A 25,151-nucleotide genomic window follows, 5' to 3' on the forward strand; every position below is an offset into this window, starting at 1 on the left:
TGTTGTTAAAAATTTAATTATCTACACCTCATCACTGCGAAATGCCTCATAAAAAGCCGTTTCAATTTCTGCAATATCGGATTCTGTATATCTTCTTGAAAAATGAATCGGTACCGCTTCTTTTACTTTGGATTCCTGCATAATTTTTCCTGATGCAGAGGCAAAACTATGATAATTGATTTTCGCAAATTCCCTGTCCGTATCTTTGTAAAATGTTTCGATATAGACCAGATCGGCTTCTTTAAAAACAGTTCTGATTTTAATGTAATTTTCTTCCTGGGCAGCATGGTCCATAATTACTCCAAGTTTATAACCTTCCGTTCGTAACAACAGATGAAACAGGTCTCCGGCTCTATGATTAATTCCTTCTATCTCTATGTTTTGGTCTGCATCATTTTCTTCAAAAGCTGCTTTCAGTGCTCCGATCCATTTTCCTCTTTTGAATAAGGAAGCATTTTCTTTAAAGGTAATACTGTCTTTTTCCTTAAACAGATAGGCAATAGAATTGGTTTTATGGTCAAGAACTGTACATTCAACATCGAGAAACTGGTCTTCATAAAGAAAATCCTGGTTTTTCACCCATGTAAGATTCCAAAGAGGAGGCTTAATCGTGTACACCTTAATTTCTTTGGGAGAAATAATTTCACGAATTTCATATTCTATGGCATTTTCATCAACCAGATTCCAGGTGTAAGATTGTAACCTTGACTGAACCTGCTGCTGAATATTTTCAGGTCCGCAAATGACTACTTTTTCTCCGCTTCCGATCTGATGTCTGAAAATTCCGTCAAAATTTGAAAAATGATCAATATGGGTATGGCTGATGAATAGCGCAGATATCGACTGTGCTTCTTTAACTGTTAATAAACTGGCTTCACCGCAATCACACAGGTACATGGTACCGGAGTTGGGAACTTTGATGAGTATGCTGATGTCTTCATTGGGAAGACTTTTTATTGTTGCTTGTAACATGGTTTTTAGTTTTTAAATATAAAAAAGTTTCGGTAATGGATTACCGAAACTCAACTTTTAGAGTCATAAACTCTTCTTTAATGCAAGTGATCGCCAAATTATTCAACTTTTTGTTGATCCTTTTCTGCTCTTCTTTTTCTATGGTATTGAAAACATTAGGAAAATCTTTTTCAAAATCCTCTAAGATATCCTGTGCAAAAAGTCCAATGACCTTACCCATTATTTTAGGCTCAAATTCACCAATCTTGCTGGTTACGGCATGCAATCTGTTGGTGGTTGCATACTGCTGAATTTCACTCCAAATTTCGTGAGCGGCTTCAGAGAAATGCACTTCCTTTTGGGCTGTTCTGTCTTTTCTGACCATCTTAGATTTTTCCGTCCATTTTTCATTCTTATTTTTAAGAATTACTCTGGATCCGTTTCCAAAATACTTTGTTTTCAAAGTTTTAACAATGGTTCCTTCGCACATATTATCCTCTATTTCAGGAAGGCCTAACCAACCCGGAATTTTAGATTCGAATGCATTGGGAAATCGTAACGCTTCTTCCAAAGTGCCCTGGAATATAATTTTAGCATAGAAAAATCCTGTTTCCTGAAAAATCTCATTGGAAACATCTGTATCCAGGTACGTTATCCCATTCAATTTGATATCAAAAGCATAGAATTCGTTTTGAGGCGCATATTCAACCCCTTTTTGAACTTTCACAGCACCTTTTACAGGTTCTATATCTTTATGTTTATAGCCACCGCCGAATAATTCGCCGTAGATGACTACCGTTTCAGTTTCAGGAAAAATGGCTTTCACTTTCTGGAACAAACCAATTACTTTTTCACGGTATTGCTCCAACATATGATGGGCATTGTAAAATTTTTCGTCTTCCTTGATAAAATCTGTTCTTTTGGCAATCTTAATTTCCTTTCCATCGGTAAAAAAAGAGAAATTAGCACCATGAACTTTCTCCTGTACAATGAAAACCTCATCCCCGAAACCCTGTATTCTGATCTGATCGATCACCCGGGCCTGGTAAGCATTTTCTATTGAGTTATATGTTTTGAAAATCATTTTTATTCGTTTTTTAATTTTTTAAAATTTTCCAGCAGACTGAGAATATCCTCTTTTCCTACAGGATTTATTGAGTGGCAGTAGAATTCCGGAAGATCTGTATGATTTTCCAGGCAATATTCTACGAGCCATTTTGCACAGTCAGAGCCTGTTCTTTCAGTGTAGTCTGAAGAATCCGGCTTCAGATAATGTTGGTATGCAAGATCATGGTCAAAAGAAATCCATTCTGGAAGTTCTTTCTCTGTAATCCGTGTGATAAACTCCTCATAATCCCGTACAATATACCAGTCATTTCTAAGGAAAATATCCTGTTTTGTATAGCGATATAATTCATGAGGATATCTTATATCATCCAGAAATAAAAGCCTTTTTGTGAGTTCCATCGCTTATTATATTGTTATTACACCATCATATCGGCACAATTGGAACTTGCAAAAGCATAAGGTTTAGCTTTAAATATATATCCCATTCCCATAATATATCCCATTGCATCTTTTAATGCGACATTGGACTTGAATTCAGGATCGGTATTGATATCTGCATGTACTTCCATTTCTACGTTGTACATTTCCAGTACAGATCCGATAGCATAGGCAATTTCAACTGATTTATTGACTTCATTTAGCATACGTTCTTTAATACTGATCGTTTGTATTGCTCTCTCTTTTCTGATAAAGGTAAACGCTCCTTTCCCCTCCCGAATAAATACTACAGCCGTTGCATAATTAATAGCCTCACCATATACATGAGAGTCTGAACCCACACATACTCTAAGCTTGTGCCCATTAGCCAATTCACGAATAATAGCTTCTTCTACCAACTGTGTGATAGGTTGACGGAAAAATTTTCCGTCCATATTCTGCCAGGTTTCTTCTTGCGTTTCCATTTTTTTACATTTTTAAAATTCTACGTTTCTGTTGTATACGTCATATTTTCTTATTCATTGTATCGACGGTCTATTTTTACTGATTGTTCAGCTTTCACCAGCCCGCTATGATCTTTTGATTTTATTGTTGATTCATCAGGACTTGAACCTGAACAACAAGAGTCAAAGTCTTGTGTGCTATCCAATTACACTATGAATCAGGATAAAGTATGAATGATCTGTCATCATATGTGGATGACTCATTCTGTGTGGATCAGAACCGAATTGAACGGTTACCTCTTGTTTTTCAGACAAATGTGCAGACCTTCTACACCACTAATCCGGGTTGATAATGATTGATTATTGATAATCTATTCATTATGAGTACAGGAAGGGGGAGTCGAACCCCCAATACCTTGATCCTAAATCAAGTGCGTCTGCCAGTTCCGCCATTCCTGCAGGTTTATTGAATAATTAGCATTTCAGCATTCGTCATGCTCACTCATCATGTAAGGTTTGAGAAAGTCTGTCTATAAATAAACTATGTCTGCTAGTGTTTGTAAAGATCTTCTGCGCTTGACAAACTTTTCTCTTTCCTTATTTTTTGTATGAATGATTATTTCCCATTGTAAAATTTCCCATTCACTTTTTGTACTCTATAAGGGAATCGAACCCTTGTTTTCTGCTCGAAAGGCAGGCGTCCTGACCGTTAGACGAATAGAGCGTTATAATCAACTGATTAGGAATTGAACCTAAACAACAAGAGTATATTTCCTGCATGCTGACATTACATTATCAGTTGATTTTCGTGGAAGTGGTAGGATTCGAACCTACTCAGCAATGAAGCAACAGAGTTACAGTCTGCCCCGGCTCTCCAACTCCGGCGCACTTCCTTTTTTGGTTTAGATATCAGACTTTTAAAATCCTATTGTTGTATCTGATATTTATTTCCTTACATTTTTAGAGAAAGAAAAAGCTTGTCTTAATTTTTTTAGTTTGATATAAGAACTTCTACGCTCGACAAACTTGTACTTTTCTCTGGAACTAATCTCATTTTAGTTATTTGAGATGGCTATGGGATTACTCATAACCAATTTTATTTTTTTAATGAATTCGCGAATATTTCACATTTCAAACCCACTCAGCATATGCAGCGGTTTTGCAGACCGCCCCGACTCTTCCACTTCAGCGAACCATCAGGTTGTTTTATTAGACATCAGATTCTAGATGTCAGACTTTTAAAATCCTATTGTAGTATCTGATATGTATTTTCTTACATTTTTAGAGAAAGGAAAAGCTTGTCTTAATTTTTTTAGTTTGATATAAGAACTTCTACGCTCGACAAACTTGTACTTTTCTCCCTGAAACAATTAACATCATTATGTGCGATTCTGGAAAGATTCGAACTTTCAACTTCTGGTTTAACAGACCAACGCTCTACCATTGAGCTACAAAATCTTTTTTGTAATTTCGGAAGGACTCGAACCTTCAACCTCCGGCGTATCAGACCGACACTCTAACCTATTGAGCTACGAAATCATTTATCATTTGTGAGTGGTAAATAATCAATTTTCTTTTCTGATCATTATAAAAATTCACTTGTGAAACAAAATTCACCATTCACTTTTTGCACGTTTGTCTGGAAAGCAAGATTCGAACTTGCGACCTCCCGCGTCCAAGGCGGGTAAACAACCTCCGTTATCTTTCCAGTCTTTTCAGGTTCAGTTTCCTATTCTTTTCCGAGAGACAGTCGGAGCCAAATTTTTGCTGAACCTTTTGTGATCCTAAGAGGATTCGAACCTCTACCCTTCGGTTTAGAAAACCAACGCTCTATCCTACTGAGCTACAGAACCTTTACTTTGGGTATCTCCAGGGATCGAACCCTGTTCTCCGGTGCCACAGACCGGCGCTTTACCAAATAAGCTAAAGAAACCATAAAAAAAGCACCTCTTTTTGGGAGGTGCTGTATATATTTTGACGTATCAGATCATTAACTGACCCACGTATATAAGCACCTTTCATTCATAAATTCACGATCAAGAAGACATACCAGTCCTTGCGGCTGAATCCCGTATACACTTGAAAACTGATTAGATATGTTATGTAATTGTTTCATTATATTTCTTGTTAAATTGTTTTTGAATCCTGAAAACCTGTTGCTTTCAATTTTCGGTTGCAAAGTAAATATGATTTTTTTTAACCTGCAAATAAATTTAAAACACAAATTACTGATTATCAGTATTTTAAATGTAAAATTTAGAGATAGAAATTCCTGTCCGCAATGTATTGCAGATACTTTAATTACCTAAATGACTGTCTCTCATCGGGTTAGTTATCACTCTTATTTATCGTATTAAATATTCATTGTTGATTAATAAATTTTCACTTTTATGGTTATTTTTTTTCATTCTAAATAATTTCTGCCCTAAAAACACAAAAAACGCCCCGGTAGTCGAGGCGTTTTGCAGTATTTTGATTAAATTTTTACAAGTTTAACGTAAATAATTTCCAAAGTCAGCACATTTCGCCTCATTACACATCAGTTCATCATATCCGAATAATCCCTCTACTGAAGGGCTTTCGCATAGGTTTACATTGATATGTGCTCTTTGTTTTGTCATAATTATATTGGCGCAAAGATATGAAAAATTGCTTTTCAACATTGAAAACAATATTTTCCAGCTTAAGAAAGGGGATAATTTAACTGGAAATACAGATATTTTTTAGTTTGATCCTTTTTGAATTTTTCAATGTCTAAACATTTTATTCCTTCCCGTTTTATATCTCGAAATATCTTTTAAGATGACCTCATCATCAGGATTGAAATATTTCAGTTCATTAATGATTTCTGAACGGTTGGATACTTTTTCTGCGATAATCTCGTAGGCGATATTTCTGGTAGTGGTATGCAGTGCCGGATCTTTTTTAAATTCATGCTTCAGTGCCTGCAGATAAGTTATCTTTTTATATTCAGGAGTTTTATCATAGAGATTTTTAATTTCCTTTTCCAATGTTGGCATATTAAAAATATTTGCAAAATAATTGTTAAGACAGTTGAAGGAATCATTATCTTCTTCCCAGCCTTTCAATAGAATTTTCTGTGCTGCTTCGGGTTGTTCCATTTTTTTACGGCAGATAAGAGAAGCTTTCACCATCTGGTTGTTTTTGGTGTAGTCATCCACCACCATCTGATAATAGGTATTGGCATTTTTTATCTCATTGATTTCTCTGTACAGATCGCCCACTTTTTCTTTCTGTCCCATTTCTACGTAGAGATCAATGGCTTTTTTATACTGTCTTGCTTTTTCATAGCAGGAGGCTGCATCGGATTTGTTTTTTAATTTTCTAAGATAAATCACCGCTGCTTCGTTATAGAATTCTCCTTCTTCCAGCGTTTTTGCGCCTCTGTAATTATCCTGAAGGAGGTTCATGTATACTTTCGCGGCTTTTTTATAATCATTTTCGGCAATGTACTTCTCGGCAAGCTCTTCGTACTTACTTCTTATCCTGTCGAAAAGGGAACCTTCAATGTAAGAACTATTACCTCCAGCTCCTCTTCTTCCGCCATGGTTCGCATCTTTTTCTTTATCTGACAACCCGACAATAACAAAAAATATAATGGCGGCAATGATCAGAAACAGGATCAAAGTACCGATCACATTCCAAAAGCTCTGATGGAAAAGCTGTGCAATAATAGCAATGATTTTGAAAAATGCCAGTATGAAAAGACATCTTAAAAATTTATCTATAAACTTCTGCTTATTCATGGTCATCAGATTTTAAGATGGTTTTATCTTCTGCAAACAGGCGGTACAACAGAAGAATCACACAGATAATAAGGATCCATACGAACCAATTGTACCCGAAAGATTGTATTAAGGGATAAAACAGATAGACCAGCATGGCAACGAGTACAATCATTAAAAATATTTTGATCCCGGCCGGCACATTTTCTCCTCCGATATTCATTGATTTCCTTCTTAATACAAAAGAAAAAGCAGCTACAGCACCTACCATAAAGAGGATCAGAAACATGATATCCATAAACGAAATATTCCCTTTCTGAATCTCTTTTCCTGAGCTTACGGTTTTGATTCCTGAATCTTTATTGGAAGCCGACGGCATTTCCGGTTCCCCTATCGTTCCGTAAAGACGGCCTAATGAATCAGCCATCAATGCTTTTTTCTTGGTCAGCAGATATTTTACCACATCCCCATTCAATGGTTTTCCTCTGACATATTCTTTCAGGGAATCCGAGAGCCTGCGTTTCATCTGCTCCGATTTATTTTCCACCTGTTGAGCGATTTTTTTATTATAAATCGTTTTAAGGGAATCCCTGCTCTGCTTTTCTTTAGCATGGGTTTTCTCCAGATCATTACCCACTTCTCCTACCGGCCTTCCTCCGGATTTCTTATATTGGTCCTGTTCTTCTTTAGTTTTTGACATTACCGCTGTGGCAGCGATATATTCCGTAGACAGACGTCTTCTTTCTCCCCAGTATATGGAATCTATAACATGATCAATCTCTGTTAATCCGGATTGAAAAGCGACCAGATCAGACGGGCTTTTAACACCATTTTCAATAGTGCCTGATGAGGTTTCCGGGAGTTGTTTTTGTGTATTATTTTTATCTGAATCAAAAGCTATTCTGGCAATAACCGCCATAATAATCACGGTCACAAATACCCAACGAAAATTTTTTCTTGCTTTATTTTCATCACCGCCACCGAATAAACCGGCAAACCATCCTTTATCAAAAGAAAATTTTCCAAAACCGTTCCCTCTGGAAGTTCCCATAATATCTAAAGGAACCCCAAGATCTACTGCCCTGTCCGGATATTTTTCAATGTACTTTAAATATTTTTCAATCTCCTTTTTATTTCCGGCCATTACCTTTTTAAGGTCGAAAGGAAGATTTTTCATCCATTCTTCTTCCATTTTTGGTTTTTGAAGGGCTTCCAATATTTTATCATCGTCCATTTCAACGGTATAACTCTCGATGGTTTTCGGGATTTTTACGCCGTTTACGGGTTTGAGGACAGAGACTTCTGTTTTTTCAGGCTGTTGGATCAGTGAGATCCAGTCGATAGGCTCCTCTGCTTTCACCATTCCAAAATCAGGATGCATAATGACCAGTTCTGCATCCATCTGCTGCCAGTCTTCAGGATTTATTTTAGGATAAAAAATGGTATTTTCGGGAATGAATAACTTATCATCAATCCCCTGGAAATAGGCATTCTTTCCAATTTCCTTTGGAGCCTCATGAGTGAAAATCAAAAAACAACCGTATAAGATATTAGGTTCGTTTGCAGGAACAGCATAGGATCTTACCTGTTCCAGATCAATGCCTAAAACTTCCATTTCATGAAGCCACAACATTGGGGAAGAACCTTTAATTAAAAGTCCTTTTTTCGGATAGGTATTTTTCGGAAAAGGTTTAATTCTAAGCTCCATATTCCATAATTTGATCAATAAATGCCCTCAGATACTGGGTATACATTTCATCCATTTTTTTCACTTTCAGCAAAGTTGTTTCCGGAAGATAATATTCTGAGCCTCCAAATTCTGTGTAGGTTGCCAAAGACAGATATCCATGCTCCGACGAGGGCATATAAAATTCAGGAATACTCTTATTGCTGCTTCTAAAACTAAGCATTCCCCGGGAATCTGTAATGATCTCACTTCCATCGGGAAAAGAAAACTTATTTTTATTCTGTTCCGCAGGAATTTTGATTGCCGAACTATTTTTATAAAAACGGATAGAATCATCCATCTGGTTAAGTTCATGGTTGGAAACTACCAGATTACCGTTGGCATTGATTCCTACTGTATTAAAATTGTTTAAAATCCTGATCCCGCTATGGGTAAGCTTTTCCGTCTCAGCTTCTGCTTTTATATGGTTTTTCTCTATCTCCGGTTCGTTTTTCACAGTTTCTATGGATAGTGTTCCTTCCAGATTCATTTTAAAAACAGAAGGAACTAGAGCCTGATGCAGATAGAAATTTCTGTCAAAATAAATCAGCTTCATATTCAGGGGAATCTGCTTACCGGTTAAATTAAGCTCTGAGTATTCTTTTGTATTCAGGTTCAGTTTTGACAGCAGATGTTTGTCCGGCTGATACTGGCACAGGATGTACTGCTGCTGTTTATTCCTTGCTAATGCAAACTGTCCTCTGGGTTTCACCGAAATATCATCTATCAATACTTCGCAACCGTGGTAGGTTTTATAATAATCGTAATAATCCCGGTTATAGTAATTATCTGAAAAATAGGTTTTAAGAAGCTGTTTTTTAGTACTCAACATAAAAAATTCCCCTTCATATAAAAATCCGGCAATTTTATTGCTTGGTGTTGGAAACAGCAGAGGATAATTCATAGGAACTTCCGTCTTTTTACTGTTCCCGGAACCGCTATCATCCTTCTTCCGTCTTCTTTGTGGCGGATTGGCCCATAATTCATGAAGCGGAAGAATTATTTTCTGGAGATGCTTTCTGGTTCCTTTATCATGTTTAAAAAAATTAAGCTCGCCGTCTGAGGAAGTGGTCACCAGAAATTTCAGCCTGTCTCTGTTTTGAAAGATCAGCTTCTGAAGTTTCCCGTTGGATATATTTTCCTGATGGGTTATAAAGAAGATTTCCAGATCTTTTTCTGTATGCTCTTCTTCCAGAAATTTTTCAAGAGCAGCGGATACTTCCAATATAGAGCTTACCTGATTCATATTCTCAACGACATCAGCCACTGTATCCAGTGAAATCTGTGTACTGGTCTGTCCCAGCGTAAAAACGCGGCATTGTGAATGCGCCTTCGGATGCTTAATCACGGCAAGTGCAGACGCAAAAGCCAGTACTTTAGGCGTTCCCCAGTTCTTAAGGGAGGTATCTATTAAAATAATCCGTTCAAAAACGTTTTCTTCTGGTGGTATCTCACGTTGGATATAGAGGACTTCATTATTGGCAATGCGGCTCATGAATATTTCATCTTCATTGGCAAATTCTGAAAGGAGCATTCTGTGAAGTTCTCCTTTATTGGTCATATCAGAAATACCGCCAATCGGCTGATCTCCCGGAGACAGATGCCGCATAGGAATTTTAAGTCCGCTCCAGATTCTTTTAATTAAGCTTCCTACCTGAAAGGTCTTCGGTTCCTCAATCAATTCCTGAATAAAATCCTGCTCCGTTTCTACGGTTGTTGCTTCTTCTGCTACCTCATCTGCCAGTTCTGGTTCCGCCATGATTCCTTTCATTGCATCAATAATAGACTGCGTGGTCGGAAATTTTTCAAAGAGCAGCGCTAATGCAGCCATATCTTTGTTTAAAGCAGAGGGTGAAGCATTAATTTTATAAGCTGCTTCCGAAAGCTTCTGGGGTCTTTTATGGTAAACATTCAATATCAGTTCCGCATTTCCGGAGGATACACTGTTATGGATATTTTTGCACAAAGTCTGTAAGAGCACCATCCTGTTTTGCCCATATGTATAGGTTTTCCCTAATGATTTCAGGTTGTCGAGAAAGCGTATTGCACGATCTGCATGAAAATCAAAATTACCTGTGTTGTAAAAATCGGTGGTAGCAGTAATCGGATCGGCAAAATTGGTATAGCCATCCTGGGTAGCATATAACATCATCACCAATGCTCCAAAAGGCGGCCAGCCCTGCGGCTGAAGCTCTTTCAGTACTTCTATGACATAGGGTCTATAGGCCACTGCACCTTCATTTGGAATGATGACCAGATTATTGTCATGATATCCGGAACTGTCCGGAACATCTTCATCGGTTGCCCATTCCCAGAAATAATGTTCATAGGATTGGAAATACTCTGTCAATTCCATTCTTTTGCTTTTTCAGTGAGACGAAATGAGCTTACAGACAGAGGACGGAAATCATTTGTAAGGATGGCCGTATAGCTTCCGCTTTCATTCCATACCAGCCAATGGTCGAGTTCTGGATTGTATTTTTGCTGAAGAATCAAACTCGTATTTTTAAATTCAAAATCAAAACCGGCGGGTAAAAGATGTCCGTTTTTTGTCCAGAAACTTTTCCCGGGGAGGCTTAATAGCGGGGTTCCGACAAAGAGTGCGTGATCATCGATCACCATCCAGTGGATTGGTTCCAGTTTAAACTTTGGTAATGCAGGAATTTCTTCTTTAATGGAAGCTATAGAACACAGCAAAGCGGCTGCAGGCTGTTCTTCATCACTAGGGATTAACTGGATATTTATTTTTTCATGGATTCCAAAATAATTCTGATTGGAAGCCGGAAAACTAAGGCGCATCGCCTTATCAATGGATGACCACAAAAGTGCCGTCCTCATTTTTTTACTGGGAACCAGTGCCTCTTTCCGGAATAGAAGACCTTCCCGAAGTTCATACAGCAGAATATCAGGCAACTGCTGTATTTCCGGAGAAACTGCCTGTTCTTCGGTAAAGTCTTTGAGCCAGATCACCTCATTATCCAAAGCCACCTGAACATTTTTCCAGTCTCTGATGGAGCCCAGAAAATCTTCATCCGACCTGGGAAGTTCTGCCCAAAATTCTTTTACACGCTTTGAAGGATTTTCTGCCATAAACTTTCAATTTCTTGTTGAATATAGTTTTTCTGTTCAGGATTTTTGATCCAGTCGCAACGCGTCTGAAGATATCTTAATTTATCTTTTATGACATTCTGTTCTTCAAAAGTCAGAGTTCCGCTATTCCATTTTTCCACCAGCAATTTTACGTCCTTCATCACTTCTTCGGGGTTGGGCGCTTTATTCTGAAATGCCTGAGGATGGGATTTCGGATGATCGTCTTTTTCAATGGTCCTGTTGATAATTCCTTCTAGGATTTCAATCTGCTCCTCGGTATCCCAGATATGTTTCAATACCCAAAGATCTGAAAGGACTGCTTCATTTCTTCCGCAGATCAGGGCACTTGCTGCAATTAAATTCTGCAATTTTACGGCTCTACGGTCTGAAATTCCGATACCCGTATTTCGAAGGCTGATAATAGTATTTAAATAGACTTCATAAATGGGCTTCAAATCTATGGTTCTGCACAGGTTCTGAAGTTCACGGATTTCGTCTGCATGGATTTCCGGAATATCATTTTCACATGCATTTTCCAGTTTCCTACCTGCCAGCAATACCTGATGTAAGAGTTCAGGATGAACGTAATCTACATTGATTCTGACCAGAAAACGGTCAAACAAAGCATTTAGGGCTTCATCTTCAGGAAGAACGTTACTCGCTCCTACAAACATGAGCGCAGGAAGGTGTTTTGTTTCTTTTCCTCTTTTGAAAATCTTTTCATTTAAAGCCATCAAAAGGGAGTTCAGAATGGCGGAATTAGCATTAAAAATTTCATCCAAAAACACCATTGATGCTTCGGGCATCATGCCTTCCGTATTGGTAAGAAGTTCACCTTCTTTTAATTTCCTAATATCAAAGGGACCGAAAATTTCGTTCGGCTCTGTAAAGCGGGTTAATAAATATTCAAAGTTTTTCCCGTCTTTTACAGCACTGGACAATGTTCTTACGATAGCTGATTTTGCGGTTCCCGGAGGGCCGTATAAAAAAGCATTTTCTCTTGCCAGCAGGCAGATTCCAAGTAAATCTACTACATCATTTTTTCCTACAAATGTCTCTTTTACATAGGTAAGAACGGTATTGAGTTTTATAATATTTTGAGTCATTGGTCTTTATTTCTTAACAATACAAGTCTGTTCATTCACTACAGTAAACGGTAAAGCAATTTTGGAGAAATGATCAATCTAACGAAATTAATTTCCATGATCAACTATTTTCAGTTCTCTCCAAAACAGATCTTTGTACATTCCAAACTCTGCAATGAGTAATTGATTAAGGTAAGGAATTTCCGCCCATTGATATGCTTTCTTTTCCACAATCCTTTCCAGGTATAATTTCCGGTAGGTTTTGTCTTTTAATTCTTCTTCCCAGTTGATGTTTCCCAGTTCCAGCGTGTATCCCACTCCCGAGTAATGAAACTGCTGCAAAATCTGTTCAAGCATTTTCACCAAAGGATCTTCTGAATCTGCTGCCTGCAACACTTCAATCACCTGCGGTAAAAACCGTAGCGACAGATCTGCTGACACTATGGAAGTAACATCTCTCACTCCTTTGAACTGAGGAATGAGTGTACCCAGATCTTTGGCTGTATTTTCCCGGATCAAATGAAGTTGTGCACTGTGGTAGAGTACTTTTGCAGCCCAAACGGCCGCTTCTCTGTTGCACACCATCTGATCGGATAAAAATTCCAGTCTTTCTTTTTCAAATTCTCCTTCAAAATAATCTGCAGCGTCCATCTCTTCTTTGTTGGAAATAACTTTGATATCCGAAAAAATAGTAATGCATTCTTCTTTGCGGAGCAGAAAAAGGGTATCTAAAAATGGGGATTTATTTTCCATCATCTAACAAAAATAAAATTATTTCTTTAAGAATGAAATTTTTAATGGAATGATTGACAATTAAATAACAGGATAGAGATAAAATTCAATGTAAGGGTGTAAATAAATCACTTTTTTGACTGCATACAATGTAAGATTGCTTCATCGCTGCGTTCGTCGCAATGACAGGTTTGAAACTACAGAATACACTTTTTAGTTTGTAATTATCCAAAAGGGTATCAGCAAAAGTTATTATCTTTGTCCTCTTTGAAAATAACATTATGAGTATTCACATCAGTGCAAAAAAAGGAGAAATTGCTAAAGTAGTATTGCAGCCGGGAGATCCGCTTCGTGCACAATATATTGCAGAAAACTTTTTAGAAAACGCAAAATTAGTCAGCAAAACAAGAGGTATTTTTTATTATACCGGACTTTATAAAGGTAAAGAAATCAGTGTAGGAGCCAGTGGAATGGGTTTCCCAAGTATTGGTATTTATTCTTTTGAGCTGTATACAGAATATGAAGTAGAAACGATCATCAGAATCGGGACTTGTGGTGCTTATACGACTGATCTGAAGGTTTTTGATATTTTAAATGTTGAAAATGCAGCCAGTGAAAGTACATATGCAAAATATGCATGGGAAATTGAAGGGGATATCCTGCCCCACCAGGGAAGTATTTTCGATACCATCAATGCAACGGCAGAAGAATTATCATTAAAAACAAAAGCTATCAATGTTCACAGCAGTGATATTTTCTACAGAAAAGATCCTAATATTCCTGCTATTGCCACACAATATAACTGTCCGGCTGTAGAAATGGAAGCGTTCGGATTATATGCCAATGCTAAACATCTGGGAAAAAATGCAGCAACAATTCTTACGGTAACTGACATTATTCCTACGCATGAAAAAATTTCAGCTGACCAAAGAGAAACGGCTTTGAAACCAATGATCGAACTGGCATTGGAATCAGCATTGAAGAGTCTTTAAAAGACAATTCAGATTTTCGGCAAAGAAAAAGAGCTTTACTTTATCAGTAGAGCTCTTTTTTATAACCTGAAAAATTTCCTGGCGGTTTCTGTCGTTTCATCTGCCACTTCAGCGATACTTATTTTCTTAAGATGCGCTATGGTTTGGGCGACATAAGGAAGAAAAGAAGGTTCATTACGCCGGTTCTTCATTCTCGGCATATTTTTCGGCAGCATGAAAGGGGCGTCGGTTTCAATCATCATCCGGTCAAGCGGAACATATCTGATCACGTCTTCCAAATGTTTAAATCTCCTATCATCACTGATTGCTCCGGTAAAACCTAGATAAAATCCTTTATCCAGATAAATTTTTGCTTCCTCTAACGATCCGGTAAAGCAATGGACAACTCCTTCGGGAAGTTGAGACCGGTAGTTATCTGTGATTTCATTAAATCTTTTAAAAGCCGATCTTTCATGAAGAAAAAGAGGTTTATTGGTTTCAATGGACAGTTCCAGCTGTGCCTGATAGCATTTTTCCTGAACGGATCTTGGTGAAAAATCACGGTCGAAATCGAGTCCGCATTCTCCGACGGAGATCACGTGATCGAGTTGTAGTAACTTCCGGAGCTCGGGAATAGACAGTTCATTTAAAGATTTTGCATCGTGAGGATGAATTCCTGCCGTTGAAAATAAAATTTCGGGATATTCCTCAGCAATTGCTGCGGATTCTTTGCTGCCACGCACGCTGGTTCCTGTGAGGATCATTTGTTCTACTCCGTTGTCCAGAGCGCGGTTGATGACTTCTTTGTGTTCATTAAAGAACTGTTTATTGGTCAGGTTAATGCCAATATCAATATAGGTATTCATTTTTGTTTGTTATTTTTTTGTTTGTTATTCATTGTATAATAGGAGATGATATGGGCTCTGTTGATGGAATCTTTACATGATTTTTCTGTTGCATATTTTCTATAATCAGAACGCTTTACTCCATTGATTTCTCTTGTAATTTTAATCCAAATTCGTTTTCGCCTTTTCTTTCTAAATTTCGCCGATTCTGTTAGATGATCTTTTATTTCAGATGTTGCAGTCCGCCGCCATTTTTTGTTACCATATTTTTTTAGATAAGGAGGGATTTTTCCGTATTCATAAGCTCTGAAAGGTCCTTTATTATAGTTATTTTTCATCCCAAAATGGTTTTAGTATACCAGCTGGCAAAATTATAACAGCAATACGCAATCTTTTTACGCAGTAAAAAATTTTTATTCATTAATGAAAACTTCAAGAAAGCCGATCAATTGTTTACCGCCATGACTCCATCGGATGCCATGGCCTTCTTTTTCTCTTACTTCATACACCAGTCCATGTTTATAATGATAAAAAACATTCCACCAGGTGGTATGATTGAGAATCTCATTGATTTTCGCCATCACTTTCTTCTGTTTCTGTTGATTATTTTCGCTGATTTTCCCCCAATACAAATCATCCATCCGCCCTACATGCTTTTCCCATGCTCTCTGGGCAATAGTGATTTCATGATTAAAAGGTGTCATACAGCTTTCTATCAAAGTAATTCTAAGTGGGGGAATCGCATTTTCATCACGAATGCTGGCAGAGGTCAAACGTTGACCCAATAGGTCCAGCCAATATTCAAAAGGAATTTGCTCTAATTTATGCGCTTTAGTCTGATCAGAATCATCTGCTTCAAGAATAGTGATGATTGTTTTAAAGCTTTGTTCACGGTTTGTTGGAAGCTCTTCATTAAAATAAGGCAGTTCCCAATCCAGCGTATTTTCTTTATACTTTTCTATATTATTTTCCAGCCTTTCCAGATGTTGCTCTGCTAAAAGGGCTTTGTACTTTTCTTTCCAGACATTTGAAATGAACGGAATACAGGGTTTCAACAGTTCCATTTTATAGCAGTGTTATCAAATTTACGTGTAATTTCTCTTCCTCAATTAAAAACTCCACAAGGTTGAACCAATTTTTGGCATTGTCCAAAATCCAGGCATCTGAAGAAATGGCAATGAATGCATTTTCTGCTAAAAAACGGTCCGGATTATACTCCAGTTCCACTTCCCAGTTGAGGTTTTTTCCCTGAGCATATTCGAGAATGATCTGTTTGATTCTTCCACTGTTGGAAACCGGTTTATCAAAAATCCAGATCAATTTTTGGAGCTGGGCTTTTTGAAAGAAAAGATCTACCCATTCTATCGATTGCTGCGTCTGATTCACTCTTTTATAGGTTCCATGAACTCCGGAAAGATCACGGTAACAACCATCTGAGCCTTCAAAAATATATGCCTCTGAAAGCAGACTTTCAAGCAGTATTAAAATATTGAACCCATCTAAATAAACTGTTTGATCTTTTAAATCAGTAATCAATAACTGCTTAGATTTTCTATATTCAACCTGAGCCACAGAAGCGGAAGCGGAACGAAAAGCCTGAATCTGCCGGGTCTTTAACCGATACCGGTTTCCAATAAGTTCGGAAGACGCTTTTTCGGCATAGCCTCTGCTGAGAAGATACTGCATATCCTGAACCGCAAGTTTCAATTTGTCGGTCTGCTTTGGTGAACCAAACAGTTCATCATCGCCTGTATTTTTTCCGCGGTTTCTGTTATTCATGCTCAAAAATAAAATTTTTAAAAGAGATACATTACATTTTTTCCTATTCTCCTAAAATCAGTTTTTTTAAATAATTTGAAACATAGTAGTCCAATTTAAAGTGGTGCCTTATTATTTCAGGAGAAAATATTTCAAGTAAATGCTATGGTACTCATTGGATAATCTTAAAATATCAGTAATCCCACAATTGATAAAATATTGAACAATAAATAAATACCATGAGCCTTATCATTGAATTTTACAAATTCATAAAATTTTATTCTATATGATGTAAAATTACTACATTTAAAGGCTTAAAATTAGTAAAACCATAGTCTTTATAAGATAAAGGAAGACGCTCAATAAGATTTCATATTCACCATTGAATAATGCAATCGATTGCACTTTTATTAGAAATTAAAAAGATAATTTAACTCATCAACCATGCAGATAATAGATTCGGGTCAGAAATATTCATCAGGAACCAAGGCAGAAATTAATATGTTGTATGTGACAGTCCTTACATTGGTAGCCACATTGGGAGGCCTTTTGTTTGGATATGACACGGCAGTCATTTCCGGAGCAGAAAAATCAATTCAGGAATATTTAATTATTCCATTGGGACTCAGTTCACTGGCCCATGGTGCCACGATTTCCAGTGCATTGATAGGATGTGTCATTGGCGGAGCCGTATCCGGTTTTTTCTCTACCCGGCTGGGACGAAAGAAATCCCTGATGCTGGCTGCCTTTTTATTTTTTATCAGTGCACTGGGAGCTGCCTATCCTGAGTTTCTGTTTTTCAAACAGGGAGAACCCTCAATGGGAGTTTTGCTTGCTTTCAACGGATACAGGATTATCGGGGGCATCGGTGTGGGACTTGCTTCCGCAGTCTGCCCAATGTACATCGGGGAAATTGCTCCTGCAGAAGTGCGTGGGAAATTGGTATCTCTGAATCAGTTTGCCATTATCTTCGGAATGCTGGTTGTTTATTTTGTCAACTGGGGAATTGCGGACGGCAAAAGTATTGAATGGATCAATGAAATCGGATGGCGTTATATGTTTCTTTCCCTCACTATTCCTGCCATTTTATTTGGAACCCTGCTTTTCTTCGTTCCGGAAACGCCACGGTATCTAACATTTATAAAAAAGGATGAGGAAGCGCTTACCATTTTAACAAAAATCAATGGACAGGCCCGTGGAAAGGAAATTTTCAATGAAATAAAAGGTACAGTGGCTGAACATAAAAGTGAAATTTTTGCTTTTGGAAAAACCGTTATTGTCATTGGGGTTCTTCTCTCTGTTTTCCAGCAGTTTGTAGGAATTAACATTGCTTTATACTATGCTCCGAGAATTTTCGAAAGCATGGGAGTGCATAAAGATGCCTCCATGCTCCAGACAGTTGTCATGGGACTGGTAAATGTAGTGTTTACTGTTGTTGCGATCTTCACCGTAGATCGATGGGGAAGAAAGCCTTTACTTATCGTAGGATCCGTAGGAATGGCGGTCGGGATGTTTGCTATTGCCATCCTTTCTTATTTCCATATTATCGGGATTGCCACCTTAGTATTTATTATTGTGTATACCGCTTCTTTTATGATGTCGTGGGGACCAATTTGCTGGGTTCTGATATCAGAAATTTTCCCTAATAAAATCCGGGGAAGTGCTATTGCGGCGGCTGTAGCTGTACAGTGGGCCGCCAATTATTTTATTTCTTCTACATATCCTTTTATGATGGAATTCAGTGGTGCCCTTACGTATGGCTTTTACGGAGTAATGAGTGTTTTATCACTCATTTTCGTGTGGAAATGGGTTCCGGAAACCAAGGGGAAATCTCTGGAAGAAATTGAAAAAATATGGAAAAAATAAGACTTTAATTCACAATCATATATCAGGGATAGGGTATCAATTATTTGGTGCTCTATTTTTTTTGGTTGATGGTTGTTAGTGTTTGGTTGTTAGTGTTTGGTGTTTAACCTATGTGTTAAGTTTATAGTCTGATATCTGATGTCTGGCATCTTGTCTCTTTATTCTTTGCTCCCTGTTCTTCACTTAATTTGCTCCGATAAAAAGTCAACCGGCATATTTAAGGATAAAATACACTTTATTTCTCCTTATTAGGTATTATTTGATTAAATTTACGTCAATAATCAACCTTAGTTTTTGGTATAAAAAACATCTGAAAAAAACGTCTCTATGAATAAAAAAGGTGCCACGATATACGACATCTCAAAGAAACTTAATGTAAGTGTGGCTACTGTTTCCAGAGCGCTTAATGATCATCCGAGAATAAGCCAGGCGACAAAAGATTTGGTGAAGAAGACTGCCAAAGAAATGAACTATAAGCAGAATAATCTTGCCAAAGCCTTAAAAAGCGGGGAAACAAAAAACGTCGGCATCATTGTTCCTTTTGTGAATACGAATTTCTTTTCATCCGTAATCCGGGGAATTGAGGAGGAGCTTTCTCCATTCGGGTATCATGTGATCATTTGCCAGAGCCATGAGGATGTGAATATTGAGAAAAGACACCTCAACACCTTGCTGAACGCCCAGGTGGACGGAATTTTCATGTCGGTTTCCAAGACGACTATTGATACTGAACATATCCAGAGTATTTTAGATACCACCAATACCCCAATTATCTTTTTCGACCGGAAGAAAGACATCAAGGGAATCAGCACAGTAACCATCGATGACTACCGTGGGGGCTATATTGCAACGGAACACCTGATCAATGAAGGGTACAAAAATATCTGTCATTTTGCGGGAGATCTTAATCTTGAAATCTACCAAAACCGTCTCAACGGCTATAAGCAAGCTTTGATCGACCATCAGCTTCCTGTAAAGGAGGATAATATTGTTTCTATGGGCAGTTCTATTGATGCAGGAATTGATGCGATCAAAAAGCTTTGGGACAAAAAATCAATTCCGGATGCGATCTTTTCATCGAGTGATTTTGCAGCGTTGGGCGCCTGCCAGGAATTAAAGAAACGTAAAATAAAAATCCCTCAGGAAGTAGCCGTAATAGGTTTCAGTAATGAGCCTTTTACCCAGTTTATGGAACTTACCATGAGTTCTGTAGATCAGACTCCTTTATTGATGGGGAAAATGTCCGGACAGGTATTCCTGGACAGTGTAAAGGAAAACGGTTCCGGGGTTTCTATTGAGAAAAAAGTAGTATTAACGCCGCAGCTTTATATCAGAAAGTCTTCGAAAAGGAAATAGATTTTTATTTTGTTTTGACGTAGAGGGAAAAATTAAGACTTGAATCTTACCCTAAAATTATAATGTCATCCCAATTTTACTGAAATCAATATTTGTTCCTCGGTTCAGAGTGTAGCCCTTTGAACAGCGGAATTTTTTTTAAATTTTGGCTAAAGCCAATTAAGAATTTATTTTTTATTAAACGGACTAAAGTCCGCTCCTATTAATACAAGCTTTATGTTTATTTCTAAAAATCTTTGATTTTCTTGCGCCTTAAAACAACATAAAGATTAAAATCATTGCGCCTTTGCGAATAACCAACAAGCTTATATTTTATCAAAAAAGAAAATGCTTCCCACCAATGTAGAAAGCATTTCCAACCTAATAATTATATAATTTAAAAACTATATTTATAAAGAAACACCCCTTCTCCAGGGTATAAAATCATTCTGATTTAAAATAGCCGCTTTCGTTTTTGTTGTTCCACTGGCCACTTCAATGATAAATTCCAGCAGCTCTTCAGCTTTTTGATCAATTGTTTTTTCTCCGGTGATAATATCTCCGGTATTGAAATCAATGATATCAGGCATCCTTTCGGATAGTGAAGTATTGGATGAAATTTTTACGACAGGCACCACAGGATTTCCCGTAGGCGTTCCGAGACCGGTGGTAAACAGGACCATATTGGATCCGGTACCGACCAGCGCTGTGGTACATTCCACATCATTGCCCGGAGTACAAAGCAGATTCAGGCCCGGTCTTTTGATATATTCTGTAAAATCCAGCACATCCTGAATGAGTGATGAGCCTCCTTTTTTAGCCGCTCCTGCAGATTTCATGGCATCGGTTATCAGTCCATCTTTAATATTCCCCGGTGACGGATTCATATCAAAGCCAGATCCTGCAGCAACGACTGATTTTTCAAAATCCTGCATCAGGGTTAAAAATCTTTCTGCATCTTCTTCATTCACACATCGGTTCACCAGCTCCTGCTCTACTCCACACAATTCCGGAAATTCGGAAAGAATGGTTGAGCCGCCGATCGCTGCCATTATATCTGACAGCTGACCCAGCACAGGATTGGCAGAAATCCCTGAAAATCCATCTGATCCGCCACATTCCAATCCCAATACCAATTTTGATAACGGTGCCGGTTTTCTCTGAATTTCATTGGCTTCTTTGATGGCTTCATAGGAATCTTTAATAATTCCGTTGAGCATTTCATCTACTGTCCCCGATTTCTGCTGTTCATAAATGATGATGGGCTTTTGATTACCCGGACTTATAGCTTCCAGAGCATCTTTAAAGGTCTGAACCTGTAAATTCTGACACCCCAGACTCAATACCGTTGCTCCTGCCACATTTGGGTTTTTAACATACCCTGCCAGGAGGCGTCCCAACGCTTCTGCATCCTGACGGATTCCGCCACAGCCGCCCTGATGGGTGATAAATTTAACGTCAATATTTTTGAATACCCTTGCATCCTGCTCTTCATCATCAACCGTTTCGGTATCTGATGAATTATTGATCAATGACCTTAGGAGTAACTGATGCTTGGTTACTTTTTCGAATAAAAGTTCTTTTTCAAAAACCTCTTTCAGGATTTCAACATTCCTGTTTTCGCAGAAAACCAATGGAAAAAACAGCCAGACATTGGAGGTTCCCACCTGTCCGTCTTCTCTGTTATATCCCATGAATGTTTTATCTTTCCACTGATCAACATTGGGTGCCGACCATGAAACGGTTTCTGTTTTTCCTTCTACTTTTGCACTCTGGTGTTTTACATTTTCAGTGGTAATCACTTCTCCTCTCTGGATCGGAAGGCTGGCTTTTCCCACTAACACACCATACATGATGATATGGTCGCCAACGGAAAGATCTTCTGTAACGAACTTATGTTTTGCCCTGGTATCTTTTACAATATCATAGGTAAGATGACCCAAAGTAACAGTTTCCCCCTGCTTCAGATCTACCAATGCTACTGCTACATTATCGTTGGGATTTACTTTCAGTACTTTCTTTTGCATGACTTCTTAAGAATTGAATTGAATAAAATTATGGTAAGCCGTTTCCACATCATGCTGATCAATTTCAGATAATGCATTTGAAACAGCGTCGGTCAATCCCGGAACCTGCGTAAGGTCTGTATCCCAGAAACTGGTTTCAGCTAATGCAAGTTCAGCTACTTTTCCGTAGTCTTCATGTTTCCAGATTTCTTTGAATCTGTTCACAATGGATTCTTCGTCATTCAGAGGTAATGGTTTATCCCCTACACTTCCCTGATAAAATCTGATTAAGCACGCCAGTGAAAATGTAAGATTCAATGGCAGCTTGTTATTTATTTCAACATAGGTTAACAGGCTGGGTAGAATTCTCACTTTAAATTTAGAAACAAAATATAAAGCAATGCTTGCCTGATAATGTTTGATGAACGGGTTTCTGAATCTGTCGAAAACTTCTTCAGCAAAGTCTTTCAGTTCTTCTTCATCCAGACCCAGAGTCTGATTGACTTCATTAAAAATAGTTTCCTTTAAAAAGGTACCGATAAACTGATCATCGATGGATTCTTTCACCGTTTCTTTTCCGGACAGAATCGCAGGCGCCAGCATCAGGGTATGACCGCCATTTAAAATTCTGACTTTTCTTAAACGGTAAGGCTGAATATCATCAACCACTAAAATCTGTTCATTGATCTTGTGGAAAGGGATTCTTTCTTTCAGATTTCCAGCATCCTGAATCACCCAAAGTAAAAATACTTCCGAAACAACCATCATCTGGTCTTCATAATCGAGCTGATCTTCATACTGCGCGCTATCCTCTTTAGGATAACCGGGAACAATTCTATCCACCAATGTATTGTGAAACTGATTGGCAGTTTCAATCCACTGGATAAAATCTTCTCCCAGATTCCAAAGGGATGCATATTTCAGGATAATCGCTTTTAATGCAAAAGCATTATCTTCAATAAGCTCACAGGGAATGATTTTTATTCCTTTATCTTGTGCTCCCGCAAAATTTTTAAATCTTTCATGCAGCAAAACCGTTAGCTTGGCTGGGAAATTTTTGTGTGGACCTGTATAAGTGTTTTCAGTTTCATCGTAAACGATTCCCGTTTCTGTGGTATTGGAAAAAATAAACTCAAGGTCTTCTTCTTTAGCCAATGCCAGAAATTCGTTATAATCCGTATAAGGGTTAATGGATTTCTGGATTGCTGAGATCATTCTTTTTTCGTCGATGATTTCCCCTTTTTTTATTCCCCTTGAAAAAAGCGTATACAAGTTATCCTGTTCCTCCAGTTTATGAACGGAACCTCCCGGTGTAGGCTGTACATTGACAATTCCGGCATTAAACCCCACTTCTTTATTTAATCTGTCAATGACATAATCCGTAAATCCTCTCATGAAATTTCCGCCTCCAAATTGTACAATTTTAATGGGTAGTTTCTCCTGAGAACCGCTTAGTTCACGGTTTAATTTTTGTTTTATCTGATTTTCCATCATTATTTATTGATAACTTTATATTTTGGAACCAATGATTTCATTACGCTCCATGCGATAAGATAGGCTACTGCACATACTGAAAAAATAATCATATATCCTTTATCAATTCCATCTGAAATTACGGCCCCCGACTGTTCCAGCTTTTCAAAAAAACCTTCCGGCAGGCGTTCGTTGATATATTCTGGATATTTTTCCAGCAAGGGAGTCCCATCAACAGTTGTCCATGCTTTATGGGCATGATCAAACAATACTCCTGATGATTTATTGATTAAAAATGAACCGATTCCTCCGGCCATTCCGCCAATTCCGGTAATGGTCGCAATTGCTTTTTTAGGAAACATGTCGCCAACCGTCGAAAAGATGTTAGCAGACCACGCCTGATGCGCTGCCCCGGCAATCCCTATAATTAAAACAGGAATCCAATAGGTAATAGATCCTAAAGGCTGTGCTAAAAGTGCCAGCAGTGGAAAAAATGCGAAGATCAGCATGGCTTTCATCCTTCCTGAATAAGCATTCATGCCTTTTTTTTCTACAAAATATTTAGGAAGCCAGCCTCCTATAATCGAAAGCAGCGTAATCATATACAGAACGAATAAAGGAAGTGCACTTTGCGTACTGTCCATTTTGTATACCGAACTTAAATAAGCCGGAGTCCAGAATAAGAAAAACCACCAGATTCCGTCTGTCATAAATTTTCCAAAAGCAAAAGCCCAGGTCTGTCTGTAGCTGAAACATTCTTTAAAAGTGAATTTCTTTTCAGGAATACTGGAATCTGTATTGGGCAGATCATCCTGATCCTGCTGGATATATTCTAATTCGTGGGTATTTACTTTATGATGATCATGCGGTTTTTTATAATAAAATACCCAAAGTCCCATCCAGACAAATCCTAATGCCCCAATAATAATGAAAGCCCATTCCCATCCCATAGATTTGGCAATGAAAGGAATCGTTAACGGTGCTGCCAATGCCCCAACCGTAGCTCCTGCATTGAAAATACTCGTGGCAAACGCTCTGTCTTTTTTAGGAAAATATTCTGCCGTTGTTTTAATGGCTGCCGGAAAGTTTCCTGCCTCCCCAACTGCCAGCACGAAACGGGCGAAAATGAATAAGGTAACGCTGGTACTGATCACCATAGAGACGTTATCCACTTTACCGATCAGTTCCTTAGATTCATGGAAGCCTACCATCCAGTTTCCGGTAAGGACTCCCGCAGTGGCAATACCACAGAAAGCGTGTAAAACTGCTCCCACAGACCAAATTGCAATAGCCCAGAGGAATCCTTTTTTGGTATCCATCCAGTCCACGAATTTCCCCGCAAAGAGCATGCTTATCGCATAAAATATTGAGAATAATGCGGTGATGTTTCCATAATCGTTATTATTCCAATGAAACTCGGGTGCGATGAAATCCTTCCAGGTTAATGAAAGCACCTGCCGGTCCATATAATTGATGGTCGTAGCGATGAATAGCAATGCGCATATCGTCCATCTGAAGTGAGTCGGTTTCGGGGATATATTTTTATTCATACCAATCTTTAATAGTATTGATTTTTTATTGATTTTGAAACAAAAGAGAGCAAAAAATCTCCTTTCCA

21 protein-coding genes and 10 tRNA genes are annotated in these 25,151 nt (G+C 38.1%); 3 read left to right on the forward strand and 28 right to left on the reverse strand.

All coding sequences use genetic code 11. The features are described from left to right. Positions 1-21: 21 nt before the first annotated feature. From IW15_RS13590 to IW15_RS13675, 21 genes are all read right to left on the reverse strand, one after another. Entirely contained in the window at positions 22-972 is a 951-nt protein-coding gene (locus IW15_RS13590; protein WP_034712212.1) for an MBL fold metallo-hydrolase, read from the reverse strand. Positions 973-1,012: 40 nt separating this feature from the next. Next, positions 1,013-2,035 carry an RNA ligase, Rnl2 family gene (locus tag IW15_RS13595; protein ID WP_034712214.1) on the reverse strand — a complete coding sequence of 341 codons (1,023 nt, stop codon included), beginning with the start codon at positions 2,033-2,035 and terminating at the stop codon, positions 1,013-1,015. A gap of 2 nt (positions 2,036-2,037) precedes the next feature. After that, a complete protein-coding gene (locus IW15_RS13600) occupies positions 2,038-2,418 on the reverse strand; it encodes a cyclic-phosphate processing receiver domain-containing protein (protein ID WP_034712217.1) in 381 nt (126 codons plus the stop codon). Between the two features lie 17 nt (positions 2,419-2,435). Continuing rightward, on the reverse strand, positions 2,436-2,921 hold the full coding sequence (locus IW15_RS13605) for a ribonuclease H-like YkuK family protein (protein ID WP_034712219.1): 486 nt from the start codon (positions 2,919-2,921) through the stop codon (positions 2,436-2,438). Positions 2,922-3,048: 127 nt separating this feature from the next. Next, positions 3,049-3,121: transfer RNA gene (locus tag IW15_RS13610), tRNA-Gln, on the reverse strand. Between the two features lie 49 nt (positions 3,122-3,170). After that, positions 3,171-3,243 (reverse strand) — tRNA-Phe (locus tag IW15_RS13615). A 42-nt stretch (positions 3,244-3,285) separates the two neighbouring features. Next, positions 3,286-3,359, reverse strand: a tRNA-Leu gene (locus tag IW15_RS13620). 193 nt (positions 3,360-3,552) lie between these two features. Next, positions 3,553-3,624 (reverse strand) — tRNA-Glu (locus tag IW15_RS13625). A gap of 85 nt (positions 3,625-3,709) precedes the next feature. Next, positions 3,710-3,793: transfer RNA gene (locus IW15_RS22815), tRNA-Tyr, on the reverse strand. A 493-nt stretch (positions 3,794-4,286) separates the two neighbouring features. After that, a tRNA-Asn gene (locus IW15_RS13630) sits at positions 4,287-4,358 on the reverse strand. 7 nt (positions 4,359-4,365) lie between these two features. Continuing rightward, a tRNA-Ile gene (locus IW15_RS13635) sits at positions 4,366-4,439 on the reverse strand. 99 nt (positions 4,440-4,538) lie between these two features. Then, positions 4,539-4,610, reverse strand: a tRNA-Pro gene (locus tag IW15_RS22820). Positions 4,611-4,679: 69 nt separating this feature from the next. Next, positions 4,680-4,753 (reverse strand) — tRNA-Arg (locus tag IW15_RS13640). A gap of 8 nt (positions 4,754-4,761) precedes the next feature. After that, positions 4,762-4,834, reverse strand: a tRNA-His gene (locus IW15_RS13645). A 558-nt stretch (positions 4,835-5,392) separates the two neighbouring features. Then, positions 5,393-5,521, reverse strand: coding sequence for a penicillin-binding protein (locus IW15_RS22355; protein WP_084681434.1), 129 nt, complete (start codon positions 5,519-5,521; stop codon positions 5,393-5,395). Between the two features lie 126 nt (positions 5,522-5,647). Continuing rightward, on the reverse strand, positions 5,648-6,667 hold the full coding sequence (locus IW15_RS13650) for a soluble NSF attachment family protein (RefSeq protein WP_034712540.1): 1,020 nt from the start codon (positions 6,665-6,667) through the stop codon (positions 5,648-5,650). Then, positions 6,660-8,354: a hypothetical protein gene (locus IW15_RS13655; protein WP_034712222.1), complete on the reverse strand. Its 1,695-nt coding sequence runs from the start codon at positions 8,352-8,354 to the stop codon at positions 6,660-6,662. The genes IW15_RS13650 and IW15_RS13655 overlap by 8 nt, the downstream gene beginning before the upstream one ends. Beyond that, positions 8,344-10,728, reverse strand: coding sequence for a hypothetical protein (locus IW15_RS13660; RefSeq protein ID WP_034712225.1), 2,385 nt, complete (start codon positions 10,726-10,728; stop codon positions 8,344-8,346). Before IW15_RS13660 ends, IW15_RS13655 begins: the two co-directional genes overlap by 11 nt. Next, entirely contained in the window at positions 10,719-11,462 is a 744-nt protein-coding gene (locus IW15_RS13665; protein ID WP_034712228.1) for a hypothetical protein, read from the reverse strand. Before IW15_RS13665 ends, IW15_RS13660 begins: the two co-directional genes overlap by 10 nt. Next, complete coding sequence (locus IW15_RS13670) at positions 11,435-12,568, reverse strand: AAA family ATPase (RefSeq protein ID WP_034712231.1); 1,134 nt, start codon at positions 12,566-12,568, stop codon at positions 11,435-11,437. Before IW15_RS13670 ends, IW15_RS13665 begins: the two co-directional genes overlap by 28 nt. Positions 12,569-12,655: 87 nt before the next feature. Further along, positions 12,656-13,303 (reverse strand): hypothetical protein, encoded by a 648-nt coding sequence (locus IW15_RS13675; protein WP_228384367.1) that lies wholly within the window; start codon positions 13,301-13,303, stop codon positions 12,656-12,658. A 257-nt stretch (positions 13,304-13,560) separates the two neighbouring features. On the opposite strand from IW15_RS13675, the gene deoD reads away from it, so the two are divergent. Beyond that, the gene (gene deoD / locus IW15_RS13680) at positions 13,561-14,271 is read left to right on the forward strand and encodes a purine-nucleoside phosphorylase (protein WP_034712234.1); all 711 of its coding nucleotides are present in this window, start codon (positions 13,561-13,563) and stop codon (positions 14,269-14,271) included. A gap of 59 nt (positions 14,272-14,330) precedes the next feature. Here deoD and IW15_RS13685 read toward each other — a convergent pair whose 3' ends face one another. From IW15_RS13685 to IW15_RS13700, 4 genes are all read right to left on the reverse strand, one after another. Further along, positions 14,331-15,116, reverse strand: coding sequence for a TatD family hydrolase (locus IW15_RS13685; RefSeq protein WP_034712236.1), 786 nt, complete (start codon positions 15,114-15,116; stop codon positions 14,331-14,333). Then, positions 15,113-15,433, reverse strand: a complete 321-nt coding sequence (locus IW15_RS13690) for a hypothetical protein (RefSeq protein ID WP_034712239.1) — start codon at positions 15,431-15,433, stop codon at positions 15,113-15,115. Before IW15_RS13690 ends, IW15_RS13685 begins: the two co-directional genes overlap by 4 nt. Before the next feature lie 75 nt (positions 15,434-15,508). Then, positions 15,509-16,159: a hypothetical protein gene (locus IW15_RS13695; protein WP_034712242.1), complete on the reverse strand. Its 651-nt coding sequence runs from the start codon at positions 16,157-16,159 to the stop codon at positions 15,509-15,511. 1 nt (position 16,160) lies between these two features. Next, positions 16,161-16,874 carry a DUF434 domain-containing protein gene (locus IW15_RS13700; RefSeq protein WP_034712259.1) on the reverse strand — a complete coding sequence of 238 codons (714 nt, stop codon included), beginning with the start codon at positions 16,872-16,874 and terminating at the stop codon, positions 16,161-16,163. Positions 16,875-17,297: 423 nt separating this feature from the next. On the opposite strand from IW15_RS13700, the gene xylE reads away from it, so the two are divergent. Then, on the forward strand, positions 17,298-18,719 hold the full coding sequence (xylE, locus tag IW15_RS13705; protein ID WP_084681435.1) for a D-xylose transporter XylE: 1,422 nt from the start codon (positions 17,298-17,300) through the stop codon (positions 18,717-18,719). Between the two features lie 327 nt (positions 18,720-19,046). Next, the gene (locus IW15_RS13710) at positions 19,047-20,075 is read left to right on the forward strand and encodes a LacI family DNA-binding transcriptional regulator (protein WP_034712261.1); all 1,029 of its coding nucleotides are present in this window, start codon (positions 19,047-19,049) and stop codon (positions 20,073-20,075) included. 389 nt (positions 20,076-20,464) lie between these two features. On the opposite strand, the gene IW15_RS13715 is transcribed toward IW15_RS13710, so the two are convergent. From IW15_RS13715 to IW15_RS13725, 3 genes are read right to left on the reverse strand one after another with little or no spacing between them, the layout of a single operon-like run. Beyond that, positions 20,465-22,081: a UxaA family hydrolase gene (locus tag IW15_RS13715; RefSeq protein ID WP_034712262.1), complete on the reverse strand. Its 1,617-nt coding sequence runs from the start codon at positions 22,079-22,081 to the stop codon at positions 20,465-20,467. Between the two features lie 6 nt (positions 22,082-22,087). Next, positions 22,088-23,551: a tagaturonate reductase gene (locus IW15_RS13720; RefSeq protein WP_034712546.1), complete on the reverse strand. Its 1,464-nt coding sequence runs from the start codon at positions 23,549-23,551 to the stop codon at positions 22,088-22,090. A gap of 2 nt (positions 23,552-23,553) precedes the next feature. Then, complete coding sequence (locus IW15_RS13725) at positions 23,554-25,083, reverse strand: MFS transporter (protein WP_034712549.1); 1,530 nt, start codon at positions 25,081-25,083, stop codon at positions 23,554-23,556. Positions 25,084-25,151: the final 68 nt, after the last annotated feature.

Source organism: Chryseobacterium soli (genome assembly GCF_000737705.1).
GTDB lineage: Bacteria > Bacteroidota > Bacteroidia > Flavobacteriales > Weeksellaceae > Chryseobacterium > Chryseobacterium soli.